This is a genomic window from Lonsdalea quercina (genome assembly GCF_900107885.1).
Taxonomy (GTDB): Bacteria; Pseudomonadota; Gammaproteobacteria; order Enterobacterales; family Enterobacteriaceae; genus Lonsdalea; species Lonsdalea quercina.
The window spans coordinates 37,983-62,735 of the sequence record NZ_FNQS01000006.1; the positions used below are offsets into that span (position 1 = coordinate 37,983).

Annotated in this window: 23 protein-coding genes; 17 read left to right on the top strand and 6 right to left on the bottom strand. The window is 56.0% G+C overall.

Features of this window, described 5'->3' with window-relative positions:
• The first annotated feature begins 12 nt into the window (after window positions 1–12).
• From BLU64_RS09650 to BLU64_RS09720, 15 genes are all read left to right on the top strand, one after another.
• Entirely contained in the window at window positions 13–594 is a 582-nt protein-coding gene (locus BLU64_RS09650; RefSeq protein ID WP_036153498.1) for a LolA family protein, read from the top strand.
• Window positions 566–2,887, top strand: coding sequence for an MMPL family transporter (locus BLU64_RS09655; RefSeq protein ID WP_074728514.1), 2,322 nt, complete (start codon window positions 566–568; stop codon window positions 2,885–2,887). The genes BLU64_RS09650 and BLU64_RS09655 overlap by 29 nt, the downstream gene beginning before the upstream one ends.
• Entirely contained in the window at window positions 2,887–3,462 is a 576-nt protein-coding gene (locus BLU64_RS09660) for a DUF3261 domain-containing protein (RefSeq protein WP_175527809.1), read from the top strand. Before BLU64_RS09655 ends, BLU64_RS09660 begins: the two co-directional genes overlap by 1 nt.
• Window positions 3,459–4,616 (top strand): beta-ketoacyl-[acyl-carrier-protein] synthase family protein, encoded by a 1,158-nt coding sequence (locus BLU64_RS09665; RefSeq protein ID WP_074728516.1) that lies wholly within the window; start codon window positions 3,459–3,461, stop codon window positions 4,614–4,616. Before BLU64_RS09660 ends, BLU64_RS09665 begins: the two co-directional genes overlap by 4 nt.
• Window positions 4,609–5,085, top strand: coding sequence for a hotdog family protein (locus BLU64_RS09670; protein ID WP_026743782.1), 477 nt, complete (start codon window positions 4,609–4,611; stop codon window positions 5,083–5,085). Before BLU64_RS09665 ends, BLU64_RS09670 begins: the two co-directional genes overlap by 8 nt.
• Complete coding sequence (locus BLU64_RS09675; RefSeq protein ID WP_026743783.1) at window positions 5,082–5,813, top strand: 3-ketoacyl-ACP reductase FabG2; 732 nt, start codon at window positions 5,082–5,084, stop codon at window positions 5,811–5,813. Before BLU64_RS09670 ends, BLU64_RS09675 begins: the two co-directional genes overlap by 4 nt.
• Window positions 5,813–7,039 (top strand): beta-ketoacyl-ACP synthase, encoded by a 1,227-nt coding sequence (locus BLU64_RS09680; protein ID WP_026743784.1) that lies wholly within the window; start codon window positions 5,813–5,815, stop codon window positions 7,037–7,039. Before BLU64_RS09675 ends, BLU64_RS09680 begins: the two co-directional genes overlap by 1 nt.
• A 608-nt stretch (window positions 7,040–7,647) precedes the next feature.
• The gene (pstS, locus tag BLU64_RS09685) at window positions 7,648–8,688 is read left to right on the top strand and encodes a phosphate ABC transporter substrate-binding protein PstS (protein WP_026743785.1); all 1,041 of its coding nucleotides are present in this window, start codon (window positions 7,648–7,650) and stop codon (window positions 8,686–8,688) included.
• A gap of 123 nt (window positions 8,689–8,811) precedes the next feature.
• A complete protein-coding gene (pstC, locus tag BLU64_RS09690) occupies window positions 8,812–9,771 on the top strand; it encodes a phosphate ABC transporter permease PstC (RefSeq protein ID WP_026743786.1) in 960 nt (319 codons plus the stop codon).
• A complete protein-coding gene (gene pstA, locus BLU64_RS09695; RefSeq protein WP_026743787.1) occupies window positions 9,771–10,658 on the top strand; it encodes a phosphate ABC transporter permease PstA in 888 nt (295 codons plus the stop codon). The genes pstC and pstA overlap by 1 nt, the downstream gene beginning before the upstream one ends.
• A gap of 52 nt (window positions 10,659–10,710) precedes the next feature.
• Window positions 10,711–11,487 carry a phosphate ABC transporter ATP-binding protein PstB gene (gene pstB, locus BLU64_RS09700; protein WP_026743788.1) on the top strand — a complete coding sequence of 259 codons (777 nt, stop codon included), beginning with the start codon at window positions 10,711–10,713 and terminating at the stop codon, window positions 11,485–11,487.
• 13 nt (window positions 11,488–11,500) lie between these two features.
• Window positions 11,501–12,232: a phosphate signaling complex protein PhoU gene (gene phoU, locus BLU64_RS09705; protein ID WP_026743789.1), complete on the top strand. Its 732-nt coding sequence runs from the start codon at window positions 11,501–11,503 to the stop codon at window positions 12,230–12,232.
• A gap of 181 nt (window positions 12,233–12,413) precedes the next feature.
• Window positions 12,414–13,250: an ABC transporter substrate-binding protein gene (locus BLU64_RS09710; protein ID WP_074728518.1), complete on the top strand. Its 837-nt coding sequence runs from the start codon at window positions 12,414–12,416 to the stop codon at window positions 13,248–13,250.
• A 64-nt stretch (window positions 13,251–13,314) separates the two neighbouring features.
• Window positions 13,315–14,064, top strand: coding sequence for an amino acid ABC transporter permease (locus tag BLU64_RS09715; protein ID WP_394296487.1), 750 nt, complete (start codon window positions 13,315–13,317; stop codon window positions 14,062–14,064).
• A gap of 1 nt (window position 14,065) precedes the next feature.
• Window positions 14,066–14,782 (top strand): amino acid ABC transporter permease, encoded by a 717-nt coding sequence (locus BLU64_RS09720; protein WP_074728520.1) that lies wholly within the window; start codon window positions 14,066–14,068, stop codon window positions 14,780–14,782.
• A gap of 4 nt (window positions 14,783–14,786) precedes the next feature.
• Here the strand turns inward: BLU64_RS09720 and yieH are convergent, their stop codons facing one another.
• A complete protein-coding gene (yieH, locus tag BLU64_RS09725; RefSeq protein ID WP_074728522.1) occupies window positions 14,787–15,461 on the bottom strand; it encodes a 6-phosphogluconate phosphatase in 675 nt (224 codons plus the stop codon).
• A gap of 261 nt (window positions 15,462–15,722) precedes the next feature.
• On the opposite strand from yieH, the gene BLU64_RS09730 reads away from it, so the two are divergent.
• Window positions 15,723–17,060, top strand: coding sequence for an NCS2 family permease (locus BLU64_RS09730; RefSeq protein WP_074728524.1), 1,338 nt, complete (start codon window positions 15,723–15,725; stop codon window positions 17,058–17,060).
• A gap of 32 nt (window positions 17,061–17,092) precedes the next feature.
• Here the strand turns inward: BLU64_RS09730 and BLU64_RS09735 are convergent, their stop codons facing one another.
• From BLU64_RS09735 to BLU64_RS09755, 5 genes are all read right to left on the bottom strand, one after another.
• Window positions 17,093–17,812 carry a 4'-phosphopantetheinyl transferase family protein gene (locus tag BLU64_RS09735; protein ID WP_074728526.1) on the bottom strand — a complete coding sequence of 240 codons (720 nt, stop codon included), beginning with the start codon at window positions 17,810–17,812 and terminating at the stop codon, window positions 17,093–17,095.
• A gap of 290 nt (window positions 17,813–18,102) precedes the next feature.
• Window positions 18,103–18,627 (bottom strand): 4Fe-4S dicluster domain-containing protein, encoded by a 525-nt coding sequence (locus BLU64_RS09740; protein ID WP_074728528.1) that lies wholly within the window; start codon window positions 18,625–18,627, stop codon window positions 18,103–18,105.
• A complete protein-coding gene (gene aegA / locus BLU64_RS09745) occupies window positions 18,624–20,630 on the bottom strand; it encodes a formate-dependent uric acid utilization protein AegA (protein ID WP_074728530.1) in 2,007 nt (668 codons plus the stop codon). The genes BLU64_RS09740 and aegA overlap by 4 nt, the downstream gene beginning before the upstream one ends.
• A 459-nt stretch (window positions 20,631–21,089) precedes the next feature.
• Window positions 21,090–22,190 (bottom strand): FUSC family protein, encoded by a 1,101-nt coding sequence (locus BLU64_RS09750; protein ID WP_074728532.1) that lies wholly within the window; start codon window positions 22,188–22,190, stop codon window positions 21,090–21,092.
• 450 nt (window positions 22,191–22,640) lie between these two features.
• On the bottom strand, window positions 22,641–23,564 hold the full coding sequence (locus BLU64_RS09755) for a DMT family transporter (protein WP_026743798.1): 924 nt from the start codon (window positions 23,562–23,564) through the stop codon (window positions 22,641–22,643).
• A gap of 338 nt (window positions 23,565–23,902) precedes the next feature.
• Between BLU64_RS09755 and BLU64_RS09760 the strand changes: the two genes are divergently transcribed.
• Window positions 23,903–24,745: a transporter substrate-binding domain-containing protein gene (locus BLU64_RS09760; protein WP_026743799.1), complete on the top strand. Its 843-nt coding sequence runs from the start codon at window positions 23,903–23,905 to the stop codon at window positions 24,743–24,745.
• The last annotated feature ends 8 nt before the right edge of the window (window positions 24,746–24,753 follow it).

Genomic DNA, 24,753 nt, shown 5'->3' on the forward strand with positions numbered 1-24,753 from the left:
GGTTTTGCCGTGATGATGATGTTCAGCCTGACGGCGCAGGCCATTACGCTGGAAGCGCTACAGCAGCGTTTCAGCAGTCAGCCGGTCGTGCGGGCGGCGTTTACCCAGACGCGTGAAATCAAGGGGATGGCGCAACCGCTTAAATCCAGCGGAGAAATGCTGATCGCACAGCAAAAAGGGCTGTGGTGGCATCAGGCCAAGCCTTTCCCGCTGACGCTGGTGCTGGACGAGCAACGAATGGTGCAGGTCATGAACGGGCAGGCGCCGCAGATTGTGACCGCGGAGAGCAATCCGCAGATGTTTCAGTTCAACCACCTGCTGCGCGCGCTGTTTCAGGCCGACCGTCAGGTGCTGGAGCAAAACTTCACGCTTGATTTCGCCGACCTGGGCGATCGGCGGTGGCGGCTGGTATTAACGCCGAAAACCTCGCCGCTGGATAAATTATTCAACGCCATCACCCTCAATGGCCGTGAATATCTGGACCAGATAGAGCTCAACGACCGTCAGGGCGATCTCACCCGGATAACCCTTAGCAACCAGCGTCTGACGCCCCGGACATTGAGCGATGATGAGCAAAAACGATTCGTTTTCTAAATGGCATCGCCGGGCGGCGTTCGTCTGGGGCGGATGCTGCGTGGCGTTATTGGTGGCGCTGACGCTGCTGTGGCCGCAGGCCCGCATCAACAGCAGCGTGCTGGCGTTATTGCCCGATAAGTCGATGGGCGACATCCCGCCGGAACTGCAGGCGGGGTTTATGCAGCGGCTCGATCAGCAGATGGTCTGGCTCGTCGCGGCGGGGCAACAGGACGATCCGGCTCCCGCCGCGTGGTGGCTCCAGCAACTGCGGACGTGGCCGGAGCTCAAGCAGGTCAAAGGCCCTATCGACGCCGAGCAGCAGAAGGCGTGGGGCAAGTTTGCTTACGAACATCGTAACGGCTTGATCGACAACGCCACGCGCCAGCGCCTACAGCAGAGCGGCGGCGCGCAGGCTGACTGGGTGCTGGCGCAGCTCTATTCCGCCTTCTCCGGGGTCAGCGGTCAGGAGCTGGCGCACGATCCGCTGATGCTGGTTCGAGGTTCGCAATTAGCGTTGCAGCAGCAGGCCAGCCAGCTTGGGCTATCGCAAGGATGGCTGAGCGCGCAGGATAAGAACGGTCAGCGCTGGTACTTTTTACATGGCGAGCTGAACGGCGACTCGTTCGATATGGCGCAGGGGCAGCGGCTGGTCGAGAAGTTGACGCGTTTACAGGAGGGGCTGAAAACCCGATATCCCGACGCGCAGGTGCTGACGCGCGGCACCGTGCTTTTCAGCCACCATGCCAGCCAGCAGGCGAAGCAGGATGTCTCTACGCTGGGCTCGGCGACCATTGTGGGCGTGCTGCTGTTGGTGTTTTCCGTCTTCCGCTCGCCCCGGCCGCTGTTGCTGTGCGCGCTCTCCGTGGCGATTGGCGCGCTGGCCGGAACGGTCTTTACGCTGCTGCTGTTCGGCGAACTGCACCTGATGACGCTGGTGATGAGCGTCAGTATTGTCGGCATTTCGGCCGACTACACGCTGTACTACCTGACCGAGCGCATGGTGCATGGCGGCGCGGTATCGCCGCTGGAGAGTTTACGTAAGGTTCTGCCGTCCCTGCTGTTGGCGTTAGGGACAGCCGTGGTGGCCTATCTGATCATGGTGCTGGCGCCGTTCCCCGGATTGCAGCAACTGGCGATCTTCGCCGCGACGGGGCTGGCCGCCTCCTGCCTGACGGTCGTTTGCTGGTATCCGCGCTTGGTTCGGGGGCTGCCAGTGCGTCCGATTCCGGCGATGGCGCTGCTGGGACGCTGGCTGGCGGCATGGCGTCGAAATCGGCGGGTGCGTTGGGGGATCCCCTTCGCCCTGCTGGTGTTCGCCGTTATCGGCATGTGGCAGCTCAAGATCGACGACGATATCTCGCAGTTGCAGTCGATGCCCGCCGCGCTGATGCAGCAGGAGCGCCAGGTCACCGCGTTAACCGGACAGGGCGGGGATCAAACCTGGTTCGTCGTGTACGGCGACAACGCTGAGCAAACGCTGCAGCGCCTGGAACAGTTGGCTCCCCGGCTCCGAGAGGCTCAACATCAGCGCTGGCTGATGTCCTACCGGTTGCTGCCGCTGGTCTCGCGGGCGCAGCAACAGCAGGATGAACGACTCATCGCCGCCGCCGCGCCGACCGTGGTGACGCGACTGCAAGAGGCGGGCGTGAGCGTGTCTGCGCCGGATGTGAAGCCGATGCCGGTGTCGCCGGAGGTCTGGTTGAACAGTCCCCTGAGCGAGGGATGGCGGCTGCTCTGGCTGACATTGCCTGACGGCCGTAGCGGTGCTCTGGTACCGGTCAATGGCGTTCGCGACGGCGCGGCGTTGGCGCGTCTGGCCGAGGAAACGACGGGTGTTATCTGGATCGACCGCAAAAGCAGCTTTGATCACCTGTTCGGCTTCTATCGCGTCATGCTGAGCTGGCTGCTGATCGCGGCGGTCGCGGTGATCACGTTGAGCTATGTGGTGCGTCTCGGCGTACGCAAGGGCTTGCTGAGCGTGGTGCCGTCAGTCCTGTCTTTGGGCGGCGCCCTCGCCCTGCTGGCGCTGAGCGGCCATGCGCTTAACCTGTTTTCTCTGCTCGCGCTCGTGCTCGTGCTCGGCATTGGCATCAACTACACGCTGTTCTTCAGCAACCCACGCGGCACGCCGATGACCTCGTTGTTGGCGGTGGTGCTGGCGATGTGCACGACGTTGCTGACGCTCGGCATGCTGGTCTTTAGCGGCACACAGGCCATTAGCAGCTTTGGCATCGTTCTGTGCGGTGGTATTTTTATCGCCTTTTTACTGGCGCCGCTGGCTTTACCGGATTCGAAAGGAAAGAAAAAATAATGTTATTACGCAATGTGGTGCTGGTATTTTTTAGCCTGTTATTGGCCGCCTGCGCCGGTAAATCGCAGGACAACCGCCCTCAGGCCTGGCTTAAACCGGGCGTGAGGGTCACTCTGCCCGCGCCGGCGATAACGTCCGCGGTCAATCAGCAGCAACTGCTGACCAGTACTTACAAGGGAAAACAGCAGTCGTTGTTGGTGATGCTGAGTGCGGATGAACAGCGTCTTTCGCTGGCCGGATTGTCCTCTTTGGGGATTCGTCTTTTCCTTATCACGTATGATTCGGCGGGCATCCACACCGAACAAGCCCTCGTCCTGCCCGAAATGCCGCCCGCCAATCAGGTGCTGGCGGACATCATGCTCAGCCACTGGCCTATCGCCGTCTGGCTGCCGCAGCTTCCGGCGGGATGGTCGTTACGCGATAGCGGCGACGTCAGGCAGCTGCGCGATAATCGCGGCAATCTGATTACGGAAATTCGTTATATGACCAGAAATAACCTGCGCGAGCCGGTCAGCGTTCAGCAGTTCGTCTTCGGCTATAAGATTGGCATTCAACCGTTGGATGGCGAGTCATGATATATATCCATGCTGCGGGCATGTTGAATGCCTTGGGCAACGATAATGACGATATTGCCCGGAATCTGTCGCGCTCCGTCGCGCCCGGTATGAGCCCCGATCACCGCTGGTTATTGCACGACAAGGCCTGCTGGACGGGTAAGGTGATGGCTGAATTACCGGCGATCCCCGATGCGCTGGCGAAGCATAAAACCCGCAATAACCAGCTGCTGCTGGCTGCGTTGCAACAGATACTTCCGCAGGTTAACGCGGCGATAGCCCGGTTTGGGGCGGAACGCGTGGCCGTCGTGATGGGAACCAGCACCTCTGGCTTGGATGAGGCGGATTGCTACGTTAGCGACCAGACGGTGGATTATCACTATGAACAGCAGGAGCTGGGCGATCCGTCGCGTTTTCTAGCCTCTTACCTCGGTCTGCACGGGCCGGCTTACACCATATCCACCGCCTGCTCCTCCAGCTCGCGTGCGCTCATCAGCGGAAAACGGCTGATCGATGCGGGGCTGGCTGATGTCGCCATCGTCGGCGGGGCAGACACGCTGAGCCGGATGCCGCTAAATGGGTTCGACAGTTTGGAATCGCTGTCCGAGAAACGCTGTACGCCGTTCGGAAAACAGCGCGACGGCATTACCATCGGAGAAGGCGGAGCGCTGATGTTGATTGGCCGGGAACCGGCCGAGATAGCCGTGCTCGGCGTTGGCGAGTCGTCGGATGCTTATCATATGTCCGCGCCGCACCCGGAGGGCGAGGGCGCCGAACGGGCGATCCGCATGGCGTTGGACGACGCCGGCCTGAATCCGCAAGATTTGGGCTACATCAATCTGCACGGTACGGCGACGAAGCTTAACGATCAGATTGAATCTCATGTGGTTCACCGCGTGTTTGGCTGCACGGTCCCCAGCAGCTCCACCAAACATCTGACCGGCCACATGTTGGGGGCGGCGGGGATTGGCGAGGCCGCCTTGTGCTGGCTGCTGTTGATGCGCGGCCTGCCGCTGCCGCCGCAGGATTTTTCGCAGAGCGAGCGGGACGATGAACTCCCGCCGTGCGGTGTCCTGACTGAACCCGCGGAATTGGCGCGTCCCGTCATTCTGTCCAACTCTTTCGCCTTTGGCGGCAACAATGCCTGCCTGATACTGGGGAGGAATGATGGCTGAATATGCTGGCGCAGAGCGTTACCTGCCTCACCAGACGCCGATGGTGATGGTGGAAGAGGTGGTCGCCATTCACGACGACAGCGCCCATTGCCGGGTGAGCGTCTCGGATAACGGCCTACTGGCGCCTTTTCTGGATACTGAGGGGAATCTGCCTGCCTGGTTCGGCATTGAGATTATCGCCCAGACCGTCGGCGTTTGGTCCGGCTGGCATCAGCGACAGGTTCAGGACGTTAAGCCACAGCCCGGCATGCTTTTGGGCGGACGCGGTTATCGTTGTCAGCAGGAGTACTTTCCCGCTGGATCGCTGCTGGATATTCGCGTCAGGCTACTGATGCGCGATGAGAAGATAGGCAGCTTCGAAGGGGATATCTCGATCGCGGGAACGCCGTTCGCTTCCGGCAGGCTGAATACCTACCAGCCGGACAAAGCCGAGTTGCAACAATTATTAGAGCAGGAAGAAAACGAATGAGTCGTTCAGTCTTGGTAACAGGCGCCAGCAAAGGGATTGGCCAGGCCATCGCTTTGAGTCTGGCGGCGGACGGGTTTACGGTGGCGGTGCATTATCATCGCGATCGGGAAGGCGCCGAGCAGACGCTGCGCCAGATGGTTGAATCGGGCGGTCAGGGCCGCATTATCGGATTCGATATCGCCGATCGTGAGCAATGCCGCACGGAGATTGAGCAGGATATCGAGCGTCACGGGGCTTATTATGGCCTCGTCAATAATGCGGGCATCACCTGTGACGGCGCCTTTCCCGCGCTCGATGAAGACGCGTGGGATCGGGTCATTCACACAAACCTCGATAGCTTCTACAACGTGATACACCCCTGCGTCATGCCAATGATCGGCCTGCGTCAGGGGGGCCGCATCATTACGCTATCTTCCGTCTCCGGCCTGATGGGAAACCGCGGTCAGGTAAACTACAGCGCCGCCAAGGCCGGCATTATCGGCGCGACGAAAGCGCTGGCCATCGAACTGGCTAAACGCAAGATCACGGTGAACTGCATCGCGCCGGGGTTGATTGATACCGGCATGATTCAAATGGAGCCCGTTGCGGTGGACGAGGCGATGAAAATGATCCCCATGAAGCGCATGGGGCAAGCAGAAGAGGTCGCCGGATTGGCGAGCTACCTGATGTCGGATATCGCAGCTTATGTGACCCGACAGGTGATTTCGATTAATGGAGGCATGCTGTAATGCGTCGTGTGGTGGTGACGGGAATGGGCGGGGTAACCGCGTTTGGCGAATCCTGGGCAAGCGTCTCCCGCGGTTTGTTGTCCGGTCGCAACGCGGTAAGTAAAATGCCGGAATGGCAGGTCTATGACGGCCTGAACACGCTGCTGGGCGCGCCCATAAAGTCGTTCCAGCTGCCTGAGCACTATACGCGCAAGCGCATCCGCTCAATGGGCCGGGTGTCGTTATTGGCGACGCGGGCGACGGAGCTGGCGTTGGAACAGGCGGGTCTGCTGGGGAATCCTGTCCTGACCAACGGCGAGACCGGCATTGCCTACGGCTCTTCCACTGGCAGCACCGGGCCGGTCAGCGAATTCGCCACCATGCTGACGGAGAAACACACCAACAACATCACTGGAACGACGTATGTCCAGATGATGCCTCATACTACGGCGGTCAACGCCGGCTTGTTCTTCGGCCTGCGGGGACGGGTGATCCCGACATCCAGCGCCTGTACGTCCGGCAGTCAGGCCATCGGTTATGCATGGGAAGCCATCCGGCATGGCTATCAGACCGTCATGGTGGCGGGCGGCGCTGAAGAACTGTGTCCGTCGGAAGCGGCCGTTTTCGATACGCTGTTTGCCACCAGCCAGCGCAACGACGCCCCGGAAACGACCCCGGCGCCGTTCGATGCCGGACGCGATGGTCTGGTGATCGGCGAAGGGGCTGGGACGTTAATTCTGGAAGAACTGGACCATGCCGTGGCGCGCGGTGCGACCATCTATGCGGAACTGGTGGGCTTCTGCACTAACTGCGATGCGGCGCATATCACCCAACCTCAGCGCGAAACCATGCAACTGTGCATTGAGGGCGCCCTGCGCGTCGCCGGTTTGTCGCCGGAAGATATCGGCTATATCAATGCGCATGGCACGGCGACGGATCGCGGCGATATCGCGGAAAGCCTGGCGACGGCGGCGGTATTTGGTCGAACTACGCCGATCTCCTCATTGAAAAGCTACTTCGGACATACGCTGGGAGCCTGCGGTTCGCTGGAAGCCTGGATGTCGATTGAAATGATGCGCGAAGGGTGGTTTGCGCCGACGCTGAATTTACGGCAACCAGCCGAAGAGTGTGGCGAGTTGGACTACATCATGAGTGAACCTCGGCGTATTGAGGCGGATTATGTGCAGTCGAATAATTTTGCGTTCGGCGGCATCAATACCTCGCTGATTTTCCACCGCTGGAAGTAAAACGAGTTCTTATTTACCGGATAACCTGTTTCACCCGCAGGTTATCCGACATCGCGATTTAGTCTAATTTTAATCCCCTCCGTTTTTTATAAGAACTTAAGCAGCGCCTTTCCATTCTTACGCCCATTCATCGATTCGAAAGGCGTTGACGCCATTATTTTGATATTTCAGTTACGTAATGTCTCGAATGGTTTTGCTGCTAGTGGTTGATTTTATGGATGATTATAGTTCTTCTCTTGGCGAGTCAATATAGCGATTTTATTTTCCTTAATGAGTGACATTAATTCGTCATCGCTACCGTGAAAGGCATTATTCACCGCATGATGAGGGGGGAAAGGAAATAAATCGACGTAGCGTTTAATTCGGCGTTCATGCCCTGAAGATAGTGAAGAGAAATGAGCGTAGAAAAGCGAAAAAAAACGGAAATTAGCGGCGAAATAGAGCATTCATTAATTCGTTCTTTTAAATACCGGGGCTGTCATAAAAATGTCATATTTCGTACATTTTACTGTCACCGAATTGACCTATTTTTTGCTGCAGCAAACTACACTCTGATAATACACGCTCGCTCTGGGTCTACATGTCGATAATATCCCACAGGAGGGATTATGAAACTGATTCGTACCACTGTTGCCGGTCTTGTTGCAGCAGGTGTTTCTCTGACCGCCGTTTCTGCCTTCGCTGCCGTTAACATTACCGGCGCAGGCGCGACTTTTCCCGCTCCGGTCTATGCCAAATGGGCTGACTCCTACCAGAAAGAAACCGGCAATAAAGTCAACTATCAAGGCATTGGTTCTTCCGGCGGGGTGAAGCAGGTGACGGCTAAAACCGTAGACTTCGGCGCATCCGACGCTCCGCTGAAGGATGAGAAGCTGGCTCAGGATCATCTGTTTCAGTTCCCGACCGTCATTGGCGGTATCGTGCTGGCGGTCAACGTTCAGGGCGTGAAGCAGGGCGAATTGACGCTGGACGGCAAAACGCTGGGTGATATCTACCTGGGCACCATCAAAAAATGGAACGATCCGGCCATCGCCAAGCTGAACCCGAATGTGACGCTGCCGAACCAGGATATCGCCGTGGTCCGCCGCGCCGATGGGTCAGGCACGTCGTATGTCTTCACCAGCTACCTGGCGAAAGTGAATGCGCAATGGAAAGAGAAAGTCGGTTCCGGCAACACGGTGAACTGGCCGACCGGTCTGGGCGGTAAAGGCAACGATGGGATCGCCGCTTTCGTACAGCGCCTGCCGGGGTCGATCGGCTACGTTGAATACGCTTACGCCAAACAGAATAACCTGGTTTACACCAAGCTGATCTCCGCAGATGGCAAAGCGGTCAGCCCATCAGGCGCCTCGTTCAGCAACGCGGCGAAAGGCGTGGACTGGAGCAAGTCCTTCGCGCAGGATCTGACGGACCAGAAAGGCGACGATGTGTGGCCGATTACCTCTACCACCTTCATCTTGCTGCAAAAAACCCAGGGTAAACCTGAGATCGGCAAAGAAGTGCTGAAGTTCTTCGACTGGGCATACGATAAAGGCGCCGCTCAGGCGGAAGCGCTGGATTACGCGACGCTGCCGAAAGAAGTGGTTGAACAGGTTCGCGCCGCATGGAAAACCCAGATTAAAGACAGTGAGGGTAAAGCCCTGTACTAATCGTACGTTGTACGATAGAACGTTTCCCATTAGGCGGTCACTGAGAGGTGGATAAACCGGAAACGGCCTATCCACCTTTGAACATTTCATTGGGTTATCCCAGTTTATTAGGAAGAGAGTTGTATGGCTGAATATAAGCCAACCATTACTCCACCAGGAAAACATGGCGACGTGATCTTCGGCGCGGTGGTCCGGTTGGCGGCGCTGTTAACGTTGCTGCTGCTGGGCGGTATTATCGTTTCGCTGATTATTGCGTCGTGGCCCAGTATTCAAACCTTCGGTTTTTCATTCCTATGGACGAAAGAGTGGGATGCGCCTGCGGGGAAATTCGGCGCTTTGGTGCCGATTTACGGCACTGTCGTCACCTCCCTGATCGCGCTCATCATCGCGATTCCCATCAGTTTCGGCATCGCGTTGTTTCTGACGGAGCTGGCTCCCGGCTGGTTGAGGCGTCCGCTGGGCGTCGCCATCGAGCTGCTGGCGGCTATCCCCAGCATTGTGTACGGCATGTGGGGGCTGTTTATTTTTGCGCCGCTGTTCGCGCAATATTTCCAACAGCCGGTAGGAAACGTGTTGTCCGCGATCCCGTTCGTGGGTTCCTTGTTCTCCGGTCCTGCCTTCGGCATTGGTATTCTGGCCGCAGGCGTGATTCTGGCCATTATGATCATCCCTTATATCGCCGCCGTCATGCGCGACGTCTTCGAGCAGACGCCGGTGATGATGAAAGAGTCGGCTTACGGCATTGGGTGCACCACCTGGGAAGTGATCTGGCACATCGTGCTGCCATTCACTAAAAATGGGGTCATTGGCGGCGTCATGCTGGGGCTGGGGCGCGCGCTGGGCGAGACCATGGCGGTGACCTTCATTATCGGTAATACCTATCAGTTGGACAGCGTTTCGCTGTTTATGCCCGGTAACAGCATCACCTCCGCGTTGGCCAACGAATTCGCCGAGGCGGATACCGGCCTGCATACCGCGGCGCTGATGGAGCTGGGGCTGATTCTGTTTGTGATTACGTTCATTGTCCTGGCCTGCTCAAAATTCATGGTCATGCGACTGGCGAAAAATGAGGGAGCGAGCTGATGGCGACGATGGATATCGAACGCAGCGACGAGGTCGCGCGTAATCGACGCAAAATGCAGTCCTGGCGTCGCCAGAAAAACCGCATTGCGCTGTGCTTGTCGATGTTGACCATGGCGTTTGGGCTGTTCTGGCTGATCTGGATTTTGTTCTCCACCTTTACCCGGGGATTCGACGGCATGTCGATGGCGCTGTTCACTGAGATGACGCCGCCGCCCAATACCCCTGGAGGCGGTTTGGCGAATGCGATCGTCGGCAGCGGGTTGCTCATCTTATGGGCCACATTGTTCGGCACGCCGCTGGGCATTCTGGCCGGGATCTACCTGGCGGAGTACGGCCGTAAATCACTGATTGCCGAAGTGATTCGCTTCATTAACGATATTTTGCTGTCGGCGCCTTCCATCGTGGTGGGTCTCTTCGTCTATACGCTGGTCGTGGCGAAGATGGAGCATTTCTCCGGCTGGGCTGGCGTGATCGCATTGGCGCTGTTGCAGGTGCCGATCGTGATCCGCACGACTGAAAACATGCTGAAGCTGGTGCCGGACAGTCTGCGCGAAGCCGCCTATGCGCTGGGAACGCCGAAGTGGAAAATGATTTCCGCCATCACCCTGAAAGCCTCCGTGTCAGGCATCATCACCGGGATTTTGCTGGCGGTGGCGCGTATTGCCGGGGAAACGGCGCCGCTGCTGTTCACCTCGTTGTCGAATCAGTTCTGGAGCACCGACCTGATGAACCCGATAGCTAACCTGCCGGTGACGATCTTCAAGTTCGCCATGAGTCCGTTCAAAGAGTGGCAGGATTTGGCCTGGGCGGGGGTGTTGCTGATTACGCTCTGCGTTCTGTTGCTGAATATTGTGGCGCGCGTGCTGTTCGCTAAGAAAAGCGCCTAAAACCCTGTCGAGTGTTGCGAAGCAGCAGCACCGCTATAAGAGAGAAGTCTTGATGAGTATCGTTACTGAGACATCCACCAGCAAAATCCAGGTGCGTGATCTGAATTTCTATTATGGAAAATTTCACGCGCTGAAAAACATCACGCTGGATATCGCCCAGAATCAGGTCACTGCGTTTATCGGTCCGTCAGGGTGCGGTAAATCGACGCTGTTGCGCACATTGAACAAAATGTATCAGCTTTATCCGGAGCAGCGCGCCGAAGGAGAAATCCTGCTGGATGGAAACAACATCCTCACTGATAGCCAGGATATCGCCCTGTTACGCGCCAAAGTGGGCATGGTTTTCCAGAAACCGACGCCGTTCCCGATGTCGATTTATGACAACATCGCCTTCGGCGTTCGTCTGTTTGAGAAGCTGTCTCGCGTAGAGATGGACGAACGTGTGCAATGGGCGCTGACCAAGGCGGCGCTGTGGCAGGAAACCAAAGACAAGCTGCACCAGAGCGGTTACAGCCTGTCCGGCGGTCAGCAGCAGCGTCTGTGCATCGCACGCGGGATCGCCATCCGGCCTGACGTTCTTTTGCTGGATGAGCCCTGCTCGGCGCTGGACCCGATCTCCACGGGTCGCATCGAAGAGCTGATCTCCGAATTGAAGAAAGACTACACGGTGGTGATTGTTACCCATAACATGCAGCAAGCAGCGCGCTGTTCCGATCATACGGCGTTCATGTACCTGGGAGAGCTGATTGAATTCAGCGACACCGACACGCTGTTTACTGCGCCACAGCAGAAACAGACCGAAGACTACATCACCGGTCGCTACGGTTGATCAGGGGAGTTTGATGGAAAACCTCAATCTGAATAAACATATCTCCGGTCAGTTCAATGCGGAACTTGAGCATATTCGCACTCAGGTGATGACGATGGGCGGGCTGGTCGAACAGCAACTGACGGACGCCATCACGGCGATGCATAACCAGGACGAAGACCTGGCCAAGCGCGTCATCGAAGGCGACGCCAAGGTCAATATGATGGAAGTGAGCATTGATGAGGCCTGCGTGCGCATCATTGCCAAACGTCAGCCCACGGCGAGCGATCTGCGTCTGGTCATGGCGATCATCAAGACGATTTCCGAACTGGAGCGCATCGGCGACGTGGCGGACAAAATCTGCAGCACGGCGCTGGAGAAATTTTCCCACCAGCACCAGCCGCTGTTGGTCAGCCTGGAGTCTATGGGGTTGCACACGGTGCAGATGCTGCACGACGTGCTGGACGCGTTTGCCCGTATGGATCTGGAAGAAGCGATCCGCATCTATCGGGAAGATCGCAAGGTGGACAAGGAGTACGAGGGCATCGTGCGTCAGCTCATGACTTACATGATGGAAGACTCACGCACCATCCCGAGTGTGCTGACCGCCCTGTTTTGCGCGCGCTCCATCGAACGAATCGGCGATCGCTGCCAGAACATTTGCGAAATTATTTTCTATTTCGTCAAGGGTCAGGATTTCCGCCATGTCGGCGGCGATGCGCTGGAAAAACTGCTCATCGAAAATGATGCGAAAAAAGACCGCTAACGTCCTGGTTCCGGTATGACCTATCAGCCCCGCATTGCGGGGCTTTTTCTTTTCCCGTCAGACGAAATGCGTGACCGGCGAGATATGTAACATAACATTATATTATAGTCGGATATGTTATTTCCCTATATTTTGTCGGGTGTTAGCCTATAACCAATAAAAAATGGGGCAGGGATAACACATGAAACATCGCTTTTTGGCGTTAACGCTGGTGGCCGGACTGGCCGCGATTTCAGGGACCGCGCAGGCGGATAAATTGGCGGATATTCAGAAGTCAGGCGTGGTGAAAGTCGCCGTTTTCGACAGTAATCCGCCGTTTGGCTATGTGGACCCGCAGAGCAAAAAGCTGGTGGGCTACGATGTCGATATTGCTGAAGCCGTCGGCAAGGCGTTGGGCGTTAAAGTCGAGCTGCGCGCGACCAACCCCGCTAACCGTATCCCTCTGCTGGTGTCCAAAAAAGTCGATCTTATCGCCGCCAACTTCACCATCACCGACGAACGCGCCAAACAGGTGAACTTCAGTATTCCTTATTTCTCCACCGGACAAAAATTCATTGCCCGTAAAGGCGTGTTGAAAACCCCGGAAGACATCAAAAATCTGCGCATTGGGGCGGATAAAGGCACCGTGCAGGAAATTACGCTGCGCGAGCACTACCCTACGGCGAAAGTCATTTCCTATGACGACACCCCACTGGCCTTCGCCGCTTTGCGTAACGGCAATGTGCAGGCGATAACGCAGGATGACGCCAAACTGGTTGGTCTGCTGGCGAACGTACCGGCGGCGCAGAAGGCGGAGTTTGAAATCTCTCCGTTCAGCATCACGCGCGAATATCAGGGGGTGGGGATTCCCAAAGGGGAAGAGGCGCTGACGCAAAAGGTCAATGAAGCACTGGCGGATCTGGAAAAGCGCGGCGAGGCAGAGAAGATCTACAACCGGTGGTTTGGGCCGGATTCGCTTTCCGCCCAGCCGCGCGGCGACTTTAAATTCGCGCCGTTAGATCAACAACCTAAAAGCTGATCTCCCCACAGATGACTGACGTTCTCATTCGCCCTCCGTACCTCGAAGGGCATCGTTGTTTATGATGTTTCCTGAACCGATACAACACTGGCTGACGCAGTGGCTGCTTGCGCCGAACTATCTGGCATGGCTGTGGCAAGGTTTCCTGATGACCCTCGGCCTCTCCGCCGCCACCGTGGTCATGGCTACGCTATTTGGCATGGTGCTGGCCGCCGCCCGCGACAGTCACGTGCACGTTATGCGTTGGCTGGCTATCGCCTATAGCGCGCTGTTTCGCAACACGCCGCTACTGGTTCAGCTATTTTTCTGGTACTTCGGGGCCGGGCAGCTGTTTCCGTCGTCGGTGATGCAGTGGCTGAACGCCCCGCATGAACTTTCTGCGTTGGGATTCGCACTGCCGTGGCCTTCCTTTGAATTTCTCGCCGGACTGCTGGGACTGACGCTCTATTCCAGCGCCTTTATCGCTGAAGAACTGCGCGCGGGGATGGCCGGCGTCGCGACAGGGCAGAAGTATGCCGCGCAGGCGCTCGGCCTGACCGGCTGGCAGGCGATGCGCTATGTGCTGTTGCCGCAGGCGCTGCGCATCGCCTTTCCGCCGTTGCTGGGGCAGTACATGAACGTCATCAAGAACTCGTCGCTGGCGATGGCGATCGGCGTGGCGGAACTGTCATACGCATCACGTCAGGTGGAAACCGAAACGCTCCGCACCTTTCAGGCCTTCGGCGTCGCCACGGTGTTTTATATCGGCGCCATTGCCGTGCTCGAAGGATGGGGCATGTGGCGTCAACAGCGGCAGTCGACGGAGGGGCGCTGAAATGGATTTTACGATCATCCGCGATAACGTTACCTATCTGATGTGGGGCACGTTTCCCGAAGGGCCACTGGGCGGGGCGGCGCTGACGTTAGCGATCAGCCTGATGGCGGGCGTTGCCTCGGCCGTGCTGGGCACGGTGCTCGGCATCGCACTCGCCATGTCCCGGGGCTGGCTGGCCGCGCTGCTGGCGATGGTGCTGGGATTTTTCCGTGCTATTCCCGTCATCATGCTGATTTTCTGGACTTATTTCCTACTCCCGGTGCTGTTCGGCGTGGATATACCGGAGATCACCACCGTCGTTTGTGCGCTGGCGCTGATCGCCTCCGCTTATCTGGCGCACGGGGTTAAGGCCGGGATTGTGGCTATTGGGCGTGGTCAGTGGCAGGCGGGGCTATCGCTTGGCTTTAATCGCTGGCAGACGTTAGGCTACATCATCTTGCCGCAGGCGCTCCGCATGATGGTGCCTTCGTTCATCAACCAGTGGATTTCCCTGATCAAAGATACGTCGCTGGCGTATATCGTGGGCGTCGGCGAGCTGACGTTTCTGGCGACGCAGGTCAACAACCGCAGCATGGTGTATCCGCTGGAGGTCTTCTTGTTCGTGGCATTGGTTTATTTCGTTATGTGCTTGGTGCTAGATGTGCTGGCGACCGGCATCAGCCGCCGCTACGGCGGCCGTCGGGTCCAGAAAGTCGCCGAAGGAAAGGCGACGGCCTGACGGCTCAGCGCTCTGGCGTCAACTGAGACCAGCCACGCTCACGCCAGAGCGTGGGCAGTTGGCGCATATCGTCGAACTGGGTGACCAGCGGGTGATGAATGGGCCGGTTGAGCGCATCGGCGCAGTAGTAAAACACCGGGATCCCGGCGGAGATGCCGGCTTGTACGCCGGCCTCTGAGTCCTCGACTAAAATGCACTGTTCGATCGCCACCTTCATCTGGTCAGCGGCGTAGTAGAGGATCGCCGGATCCGGTTTCCAGGTCTGAATGTCATAGCCGCTGTAAAGATTGTCGCCGAAAAAGGGCAGAAGTGCCGTCTTCCCCAGCGTACGCTGCATTTTACTCACCGGCCCGTTCGAGACGACCGCCGTCGGCACCTGCAGTTTTTCCAGCAGGTCGCGTACGCCCGGAATGGGTTGCAGGGCTGCATCAAACAAACGGGCTATCTCGTCGCGGTACTCCTGCTCCAGCACGGCCGTGTCTTGCGTCAAATGATAACGTTCGCAGGTGCGGAGAATAATGTCGTGGAGCCTGACGCCTTTAAACTCGGCGATGAATTGTTCTAATGCCAGCGATACGTTGTAGGCGGCAAACACATTGACATAGGCCTGACAGCACAAAACTTCGGTATCGACCAACGTTCCGTCGCAGTCAAAGAAAATGCACTCAATCTGGGACATGAGCGTCCTTACCGGGGAGACAAAAGATAACCTTACTTTACTGCACAATGATGCGGTTGTAATGGCTTGTGTCCGCGGGAAAAGGTCGGATTCGCCCGCAAACGCGACGTGTTCTCAGCGTCACTCTGCGGACTTTTCTTGCCTATGCATAGGATGTCCTTATGGTAGATAAAAAAACGGGGCAACAGCGTCAACCGCTGAGAATTTTGGTATAGGATACCTGACGGATAATCTTTCCCTTTCTTCAGGCTATTATGACTCATGGATAAATCTCAAACTGGCTCCGCGTCTGAGCGTGGGCTGTTGCAACGCGTGTTCAAATTACGTCAGCACGGCACCACGGCGCGTACTGAAACGATCGCGGGCTTTACGACGTTCCTGACGATGGTCTACATCGTTTTTGTTAACCCGCAAATCCTCGGCGTGGCCGGTATGGATACGCAGGCTGTCTTTGTCACCACCTGTTTGATCGCCGCCTTCGGCAGTATCCTGATGGGCCTGCTGGCGAACTTGCCGGTGGCGTTGGCGCCTGCGATGGGGCTTAACGCCTTTTTCGCTTTTGCCGTGGTCGGCGCGATGGGCCTGCCCTGGCAGGTAGCGATGGGCGCTATTTTCTGGGGCGCAATCGGTTTCCTGCTCTTGTCCGTGTTCCAGATCCGCTACTGGATGATCGCCAATATCCCACAGTGTCTGCGTCTGGGTATCGCCAGCGGCATCGGCCTGTTTATCGCGATGATGGGGCTGAAAAACGCCGGGATCATCGTGCCGAATGCGGACACGTTGGTTGCGGTGGGTAAACTGACCTCACACAGCGTGTTGTTGGGTGTACTCGGCTTCTTCATCATCGTGGTACTTGCCTCCCGCAGCATTCATGCCGCGGTGCTGATCTCCATCGTTATCACAACGGCCATCGGCCTGCTGCTGGGTGATGTGAAATATACCGGCGTCTTCTCGCTTCCGCCGAGCGTCACTAACGTCGTTGGTCAGGTCGATTTGGCGGGAGCGTTGAATCTCGGACTCTCCGGCGTCATTTTCTCCTTCATGCTGGTTAACTTGTTCGACTCCTCCGGTACGCTGATCGGCGTGACCGAGAAAGCCGGGCTGGCGGACGAAAAGGGCAAGTTCCCTGGGATGAAGCGAGCGCTCTATGTGGACAGCATCAGCTCAGTCGCGGGCGCCTTTATCGGAACGTCCTCGGTTACCGCTTATATCGAAAGCTCCTCCGGCGTTTCTGTCGGCGGTCGCACCGGCCTGACGGCCGTTGTGGTGGGCGTGTTGTTCCTGCTGGTGATGTTCCTGTCGCCGCTGGCGGGGATGGTGCCGGCTTACGCGGCTGCGGGCGCGCTGATCTACGTGGGCGTACTGATGACGTCCAGCCTGTCACGCGTGAAATGGGAAGACCTGACGGAAGCCGTGCCGGCGTTTATCACCGCCGTCATGATGCCGTTCAGCTTTTCTATCACCGAAGGGATCGCCCTTGGGTTTATCTCCTACTGCGTGATGAAAGCGGCGACCGGACGCTGGCGTGAAATCAGCCCCTGCGTGGTGGTGGTCGCGGTGCTGTTCCTGCTGAAAATTGTCTTCGTCGACGCGCATTAATGTATGACAAACTTAACGCGGCGACAGCCGCGTTATTTCTTCTCCGCCGAGCGGCTGGTCAGTTTCATAAACCGCGTTGATTGGCGCTGTTGTTGAATAATCTCCGACGTTTTACTAAGCCCTCCCGCCACCGTGTAGTTCCACAGTACCAGCCGGTTTAGCTGCGGCGTCCGGGCGCAGGCCCACGCCAGATAATCGTCAATGTCGCTCATCGCCTCCACTTCCGGCAAATACGCCACGCGCAGTCGCCCTGACGCCGGATGAAGCTTCAACGACTTACTGCCGTCCAGATTGAATCCCGGTATTTTGAGCACGGACTGGCGGATGACGGCGAGCTGAGAGGCGGCTTCCAGCGGATCGATCTGAGCGTCTACCCACGCCTTCTCCGCCTGCGTTTGCCACACCGACTGCGGCTGTTGCGACGCTCGCACGTGAACGATCTCCATACTCATCCCCACACTGCCCGTCTCGCTCAATAGCAGTCCGATGGTATTCCCCGCATAGCCCAGGCTGAAACTGGGCAGGTTGATATCGCTAAAGCAGGGGCGGCCGTTAGGCGCGGTCATCAAAGGGGGCAGCATCGGATAGCCAAACAGATAAAACATGAGTTCTGCCAATAACGCCCGGCTTTTCAGATAGCGTTCGCGCCGTTTCATCGAAAAACTCTGCGTTGAGGCGATCAGGTCGTCAGACAGGCGTTGCAGACTGGGCAAAACTTCCGTGCTGGTCCACCTGACGAAATGGCAGGTCATAATTCACTCCATGATAATGACGCAAATCGGGGCGTCCGAGGTTAGCTGAGACGATATAAACGCTGTGATGCTATATATCACAGACAAAAATATTAACTAAGCACAAATTAACGGATTAATGTTCAACAGTGAGTGCGTATGTTGTTTTCGCCAAAATTCTCTCCTTGCCTCGTTGAAACAAGGAGAGTTGCCGTCAGCAGGATCGCCCGGGAGACAAGGGCACGGCTTGATGGGATGACCGATGTTTTTATGTCCAATCTGCTGTCGTGGCGCCAAAACTGCCTGTAACGCTACTGCGTGTGCGAATGGGAACGCTCTCCAGCCGACTGCCGTTGCCGCTCTTCCCTTTGTTGGCGCAGCCCGTCGGGCGTTACCAGCCGCAGGGCCGAGGTCGGGCAGACTCTGACGCAGGATGGTCCATCTGCCACGTCATGGCACAAGTCGCACTTGTGCACTTCGCTGCGGGCGTGCGGTTCTCCCTTCTCCTGTGGCGAGGTCACCACCCGAATCGCACCGAAGGGACAGGCAATGACGCAGCTTTTACAGCCGATACATTGTGATGAAACCACCTGAATGCTGTCGTTCTGGGCGACCAAGGCTCCCTGCGGGCAGGCGCTGGCGCAGGGAGCGTTCTCGCACTGGTGGCAGAGCACCGGCACGCTGACCTCGGCGCTTTTGATCACCGTTAGCCTGGGGGCGAATGACGCGGTATTCAGGCTGCTTAGCCCGCCGCTCGTGTGGGCGACGGCGCAGGCGACTTCACAGGTGCGGCAGCCAATGCATTGGCTGGCGTCGGCAATCACGAACGCATTCATCGCACCAGCTCCTGCGAGTCGACGCGGGATGTCGACGTGGCAGTTTGCGGTTCGCTCATCGCATTGATCATACTGCGCGCCGCCTTACGGCCGTCAGCGATCGCCGTGACCACCAGATCGGCGCCGCGTACGGCGTCACCGCCGGCGAAAATGCGTGAATGACTGGTTTGGCAGGCATTGCGGCCGACCGGTTGAGCCTCGATCTGCCCCCACTTGTTGCGCTGTACCTGTGCGTCATCCAGCCACGGCATCGCATGAGACTGAAAGCCGAACGCCGTAATCACCGCATCCACCGGGTGGATGAACTCGGAGCCTTCAACCGGCTGCGGACGCCGGCGGCCGCTGGCATCCGGCTCTCCCAGCTCGGTACGGATGAGGCTGACGCCGCAGACTTCGCCCTGTTCGTTGAGGCAGATTTTCTGCGGCTGTACGTTGAACATGAACTCCACCCCTTCCTCGCGAGCATTTTTCACCTCTTTTTTCGACCCCGGCATATTCGCCTCGTCGCGACGATAGGCGCAGGTGACCGACTCCGCCCCTTGTCGGATTGAAGTGCGTACGCAATCCATGGCGGTATCGCCGCCGCCGAGCACCAGCACGCGTTTGCCCTGCATCGAGACATAAGGTTCATCTTCCAGGTCCGGCAAGCCCATAACCCGTTTGGTATTGGCCACCAGGAACGGCAGCGCATCATAAACGCCCGGTGCGTCTTCATTATCCAGACCGGCTTTCATGGAGCGGTAGGTGCCGACGCCGACGAAAACGGTGTCGAATTCATTCAACAGTTGCGTCAGCGAGATATCGCGCCCGACCTCGGTATTGAGATGAAATTCGATGCCCATGCCCTCAAACAGAACTCGGCGCTGGATGAGTACATCTTTATCCAGCTTGAAGGAGGGGATACCGAATGTCAGCAGGCCGCCTATCTCGGGATGCCGATCGAAGACCACCGCTTTGACGCCGTTACGCGTGAGGACATCTGCACAAGCCAGCCCGGCGGGGCCAGCGCCGATAATCGCCGCCCGTTTACCGGTCGGCTTGACCTGATTCAGATCGGGTTTCCAGCCCATTTTCAGCGCGCTGTCTGTGATGTAACGCTCGATGTTGCCGATGGTCACCGCGCCATATGCTTCTTTTCCGAGCGTACAGGCGCCTTCGCACAGACGATCCTGCGGGCAGACCCGCCCGCAGATCTCGGGCAGACTGCTGGTGCGATGCGACAGCTCCACGGCTTCCATGATGCGGCCTTCTTTCGCCAGGCGCAGAAGTTCAGGGATGTTGTTATGTAGCGGGCAAGTCCATTCGCAGACGGAGTGCTGACCGCAGGTCATGCAGCGTCCGCCTTGATCCTGGACCTGCTCCGGCGTAAAGCCCAGGTAGATTTCATTGAACGTGGAAACGCGCTCATTTAGCGGTTTCTTGATGGCGTCCATCCGCGGCCAGCCTTTGCGTTTATTCAGCAGAGGGGGGCGCGAAGGGTTATAGGGCGGCGCGGCGCGCCAGTTACCGGGCGCGGAACGCAGAGCCGTCTCGCGTTGTTTTTCCTGACGCTGTTGCTTTAGTGTGTGCTCACTAACTAAATGCAGCGCTTGGGTGGGGCAGGCTTCAACGCAAGCCTGACCTTCGGCTCTGCCGATACAGAGGTCGCATTTGTGAGCGGAGGCGGTATCCGGCGTTTTTTCTGTTGTTTCCACGGATATCGCGCCAAAGGGACAGACGACGACGCAGGTCTTACACCCAATGCATTTCTCGGCGATAACCTGAACGCTGTTCTCTTTTTTCACCAATGCCTGTGTCGGGCACATGGCGGCGCAGGGAGCGTCTTCGCAATGATGGCAGGTGACCGCCGTATGTAGCTCGGCTTTATGAAAGACGTGAATACGAGGGGAAAAGTTTTCCGCGCTTTCAGGATAAGCGCCATGGTTATGGGTAATCACACAGGCAATCTCGCAGGCTTTACAGCCGATGCAGTCCTTGGCGTTTGCGACGATAAACCGATTCATATCTTCTCCCGATAAGATCGTGTTGAAGCAGGATACGGCATTGCTTTAAGGCCGATACCGCGTCTTACTTTATCTATAAAAAAGCAAAAAGTAAGCGCTTGCTTACTTTTTGGGTGACGACCGTCACACTTTTTAATCGCCCAGCCAGAGCGAAAAGCTTGGGGCAGGTGTGGAAGTCATATCAAGGATAGCGGCTTCGTGGTCTGGCATGGAATTTTTATCCTAGCGGCTACCCGCTAGTGCTATTTTGATATAAAACAGAGAATCAAAAAGAAGAATAATCAAATTTATTCAGTACGTTATCGTATTGAGAGTCATTATCTTGTACATCAAATCCGGCGCGTAAAAAAGAGAATGAGTGCGTAGAGACTTTCAAAGGTATTCTGCGTCTCTCGAGGTCGCTTAAGGTCTGGATGAGCCGCGTAGCCAGCCGCGGGCGCGGTCAGGAGGCGAAAAGCGTTATTCGGTGCGATTCCTGACGCGCAGGTGGACATGCCTGCGCTGCTGCGTCTTCATCGTGCTCAGCAGCATGGCCAACGCATCCAGCTTGTCGATAATCTGGGTACCCAGATAGAAATAGCCGTAAATTTTGTTCTCTATCGCGATGTCGTTTCCGGCGTGCTGATTTAGCAGCGTCGAACGCAGTTCCTCCATCACATCTTGTTCGAACTCTTTATGGTGGAATTTCTTTATGGCATCAGGATCGTTAATATCGTCGCGAATAAGCGCCTGTAAAAGTTTGAAGCGGTAATCGATCGCATAATTAGTCTTTTTCGACAGCGAAGAGGCACAAATAATATGGTGACTCACAGAACAATCCCAGAAGGCTTTTTCAATCAAATTCAGATAAGAGACGATATCGAGAATGGTTTCCTGCAATGAAGCATAAGTTTTTTTATCTATTCTGGTTTCTTTCTGGGCAGGTATGGAGAGTTTTAATATATTGGAGATGGCTTTTTTATTAATACTGTTAAGATTTTTTAATTCGGGCCGGTTGAATAGATTACGCGATAAGTTAGCGCAGTAAAGCTGATGCAGATTGGATATGAGTTTATACAGCTCTATATTCCAGTGAATACTCGCTTTATGCGGTAAAATACTGGAAAAAATGACGGCGATGACGCAGCCGATAAAAACGTCGGAAATTCGCCACAGCGCGATATCCAGATTCCCGCCCGACGCGCTGACGGTCACTGAAAGCGTAATACCAATCAGTATCCCGGCATAAGGGATTTTACTCAACGTCAAATAGCCGCAGGTAAATATACCGAGGGCGATGATCACAATCATGCCCGAAAAGGTATATTTCCCGGCATAAAACGAAAGAATACCGAAAATAATGCCAATCAAGGTGCCGGTCGAGCGCTGGATAGCCCGGGGATAGACGCTGCCTTTATAGGACATCGGGCCCATGATGACGACCATGGTGATCAGGATCCATGAGACGTCTTTGACCAAATCCAGTTTTGCCAATAGGAGTAAAGCGAAAATAAAAGAAATCGTTAAGCGCAGCGCATGGAAGGTGCGATAATATTTGTATTGTAAATTCTCTACTTTCATGGTCTTTTCTTTTAAAAGCACCCGCTAAATCACTATTAACCTCTATGTTATAAAGTTAATTGTCGATCGCGAAAACCCCTATTTCCACTGGTATGAAATGATGTCATCCAACAACGGATAGAGAGGATAGCATCTTTTTTAACTAAAGTTAACAACAGGCCGGCCTCCAAAAACCCAAGCTTATTCTTATAAGAAGATAAAACTCTCCAGTAGAAGTAATAAATTGTAAACTGATATTTTTCATACTCAGGGTGAATGAAATTATTTTTCGTTGAAGGGAGTGAGAATGACTTTAATGGGCGGAGCTGTAAATAAAAAAACAGTGATTACTCTTAAGAAGAATGATCCTGGGGTGAAAATATTATCAATACATTAGGTTGAGATGATTTCTCACCGCGGATCAATCAGCGTGGCGGGTAAAAAGAGGGAGATTATTTAATAAATTCACGACTAAACAACGGAGCGCCGAATGCCCGTTTTCTTCTGACGCCGTTCACACCAGACGGTGAAGATGCCGGCGCAGGCGATGATCGCCGCGCCGGCGATGGTCGAGCCTCCCGGCACGCTATCAAGGAAGAGATACCCTATCAGCATTGACCAGACCAGCGTGGTGTAATCGAAAGGAGCCAATAGCGAGGCGTCGGCGTAGCGCAGGCTCAGGGTAATCAGTATCTGCGCCATACCGCCGAAAAAACCGCAGCCAATCAGCAGGAGGAGCTGCGGAAACGTCGGCATCAGCCAGCCGAAATACAGTGTCCCCAGACCGATAAACATCGTCATCAGCGAGAAATAAAATACGATGGCTCCGGGCTTTTCCACGCCGTTGAGGAAACGAATTTGTATCGACGAAGCGGCGGTGCAGAGCGCGGCCAGCAACGCGAAAATGGCACCGATGGCTGAGCCGGTGCCGATGCCGGAGGTCGAAGCAAAGAGAGACCCGTTGGCGCCGAGATACGCCGACAGCATCACAAGAATGCCCGAGAAGCCGACCACGACGGCCAGCCAACGATAAAAGCGGACGATCTCTTTCAACAATATCGCCGCCATGATGACGGTAAATAACGGCGCGGCGTAGCTGATGGCGGTCACGTCCGCCAACGAAATATAGACCAGCGCCAGATAGTTGAAATACATACCGCCCGTGCCGGAAAAACCACGGATGAGATGGCCAAACAAATTGCGGGTTTTGATTAAATCGAGAATATTGCCTTGAAACTTGAGCCAGATAAGCAGGGGAAATAGCGCCACGAACGAACGAAAAAAAATGACTTCGCCGGTGGGGATCGCGCCGTTTAATCCTTTGACGCATGCCAGCATTAATGTCGCGCACAGCGCCGACATTATTTTCAGGAGTACGCCCATTCTGGAATTCATTGTCTATTTTCACTCTCTGGCTGCAATATCGGCTTTCGCTTTCCTGATGCGGGAAATCGTCCTTACCATAGAGTGACTGTCTTCGCGGCCGTTAAGATAATTTCGTTCTGTCTGGATAGTTTTTCCTTATATTTATCCCCGTCATACAAATTGCATATCACCACACACACTTTCCGTCTTATACATCGGCTTTCATCACTTCTATAGTCAGACTGCTGGAAGAGTCACGCGAAGTTTTAGCGGTTATCTCTTTATTTTTAATACCTTATTTCATATCGCTTCTGCCGTGCCTGCGCAGAAGAACACTGAAAATTAATTAAAATAGCGGGGAGCTCGTGATGAAATTGAAATTGCTTTCGGGTGCCGTATTGACCCTGCCTTTGTTGACGGTGTTGTCACCCGTCGCCCAGGCGGATTTACTCGCGGATATCCACGCTCGCGGCCAGTTAAACTGTGCGGTTTACTCCGACGTGCCGCCATTCTCTTCTCCCGATCCCAAAACGCGCCAGTTGGCCGGAATGGATGTCGATCTGTGTCATGCGCTGGCGAAGGAGATGGGGGTTAAGGCCAATCTGATGCCGACCTCGATTGAGGCGCGTATCGCCGTCATCGCCACCGGCCGCGCCGATGTGCTGGTCGCCAACCTGGCGTATACCAAAACGCGCGGCAACCAAATCCAGTTCAGCGACCCGTACTATGTGGCGAAAGAGATGCTGGTGGTGAAGAAGCCGAACGAAAATAAAACGCGGGCGGACTTTAAAGATAAACGCATCAGCGCGACCAAAGGCACCACCTCCGAACAATCCATCCATCTGGCGGGCGCGAAAGCCGTCACCTTCCAGGATGCGGCCTCCGCTTTCCTGGCGCTGGAGCAGAACAAGGTGGTGGGCTTCGTCACCAACACCATGACCGCCATCAAAATGATCTCCCAGGCGAAAAAAGACGGTATCGAGCTGGGTATGATTAAAGAGCCGATGGCGCTGGAGCCGATCGGCGTCGGCATGAAAAAAGACGAGCCTGCGCTGCTGGCGGAAGTGAATCGCAGCCTGAAGGCGATGGACGACGCCGGCGCTATCGATGCTATCTGGAATACCTGGATTGGGCCGAACACCGAGTACAAGATGGTGCGCGAAGAAAAAGTGCAGCCGCTTTCAAGTCTGAAATTCGAACCGCTGGAATAACTCATGAC

Bases quoted from the DNA above. Each gene is read 5' to 3' on its own strand.
- pstA (WP_026743787.1), top strand. From the start codon at position 9,771: ATGGCGACGATGGATATCGAACGCAGCGACGAGGTCGCGCGTAATCGA.
- BLU64_RS09660 (WP_175527809.1), top strand. From the start codon at position 2,887: ATGTTATTACGCAATGTGGTGCTGGTATTTTTTAGCCTGTTATTGGCC.
- BLU64_RS09755 (WP_026743798.1), bottom strand. From the start codon at position 23,564: ATGAATTCCAGAATGGGCGTACTCCTGAAAATAATGTCGGCGCTGTGC.
- BLU64_RS09710 (WP_074728518.1), top strand. From the start codon at position 12,414: ATGAAACATCGCTTTTTGGCGTTAACGCTGGTGGCCGGACTGGCCGCG.
- pstC (WP_026743786.1), top strand. From the start codon at position 8,812: ATGGCTGAATATAAGCCAACCATTACTCCACCAGGAAAACATGGCGAC.
- BLU64_RS09730 (WP_074728524.1), top strand. From the start codon at position 15,723: ATGGATAAATCTCAAACTGGCTCCGCGTCTGAGCGTGGGCTGTTGCAA.
- BLU64_RS09670 (WP_026743782.1), top strand. From the start codon at position 4,609: ATGGCTGAATATGCTGGCGCAGAGCGTTACCTGCCTCACCAGACGCCG.
- pstB (WP_026743788.1), top strand. From the start codon at position 10,711: ATGAGTATCGTTACTGAGACATCCACCAGCAAAATCCAGGTGCGTGAT.
- BLU64_RS09680 (WP_026743784.1), top strand. From the start codon at position 5,813: ATGCGTCGTGTGGTGGTGACGGGAATGGGCGGGGTAACCGCGTTTGGC.
- BLU64_RS09735 (WP_074728526.1), bottom strand. From the start codon at position 17,812: ATGACCTGCCATTTCGTCAGGTGGACCAGCACGGAAGTTTTGCCCAGT.
- yieH (WP_074728522.1), bottom strand. From the start codon at position 15,461: ATGTCCCAGATTGAGTGCATTTTCTTTGACTGCGACGGAACGTTGGTC.
- BLU64_RS09720 (WP_074728520.1), top strand. From the start codon at position 14,066: ATGGATTTTACGATCATCCGCGATAACGTTACCTATCTGATGTGGGGC.
- BLU64_RS09675 (WP_026743783.1), top strand. From the start codon at position 5,082: ATGAGTCGTTCAGTCTTGGTAACAGGCGCCAGCAAAGGGATTGGCCAG.
- aegA (WP_074728530.1), bottom strand. From the start codon at position 20,630: ATGAATCGGTTTATCGTCGCAAACGCCAAGGACTGCATCGGCTGTAAA.
- BLU64_RS09715 (WP_394296487.1), top strand. From the start codon at position 13,315: ATGTTTCCTGAACCGATACAACACTGGCTGACGCAGTGGCTGCTTGCG.
- phoU (WP_026743789.1), top strand. From the start codon at position 11,501: ATGGAAAACCTCAATCTGAATAAACATATCTCCGGTCAGTTCAATGCG.
- BLU64_RS09740 (WP_074728528.1), bottom strand. From the start codon at position 18,627: ATGAATGCGTTCGTGATTGCCGACGCCAGCCAATGCATTGGCTGCCGC.
- BLU64_RS09655 (WP_074728514.1), top strand. From the start codon at position 566: ATGATGAGCAAAAACGATTCGTTTTCTAAATGGCATCGCCGGGCGGCG.
- pstS (WP_026743785.1), top strand. From the start codon at position 7,648: ATGAAACTGATTCGTACCACTGTTGCCGGTCTTGTTGCAGCAGGTGTT.
- BLU64_RS09650 (WP_036153498.1), top strand. From the start codon at position 13: ATGATGATGTTCAGCCTGACGGCGCAGGCCATTACGCTGGAAGCGCTA.
- BLU64_RS09760 (WP_026743799.1), top strand. From the start codon at position 23,903: ATGAAATTGAAATTGCTTTCGGGTGCCGTATTGACCCTGCCTTTGTTG.
- BLU64_RS09750 (WP_074728532.1), bottom strand. From the start codon at position 22,190: ATGAAAGTAGAGAATTTACAATACAAATATTATCGCACCTTCCATGCG.
- BLU64_RS09665 (WP_074728516.1), top strand. From the start codon at position 3,459: ATGATATATATCCATGCTGCGGGCATGTTGAATGCCTTGGGCAACGAT.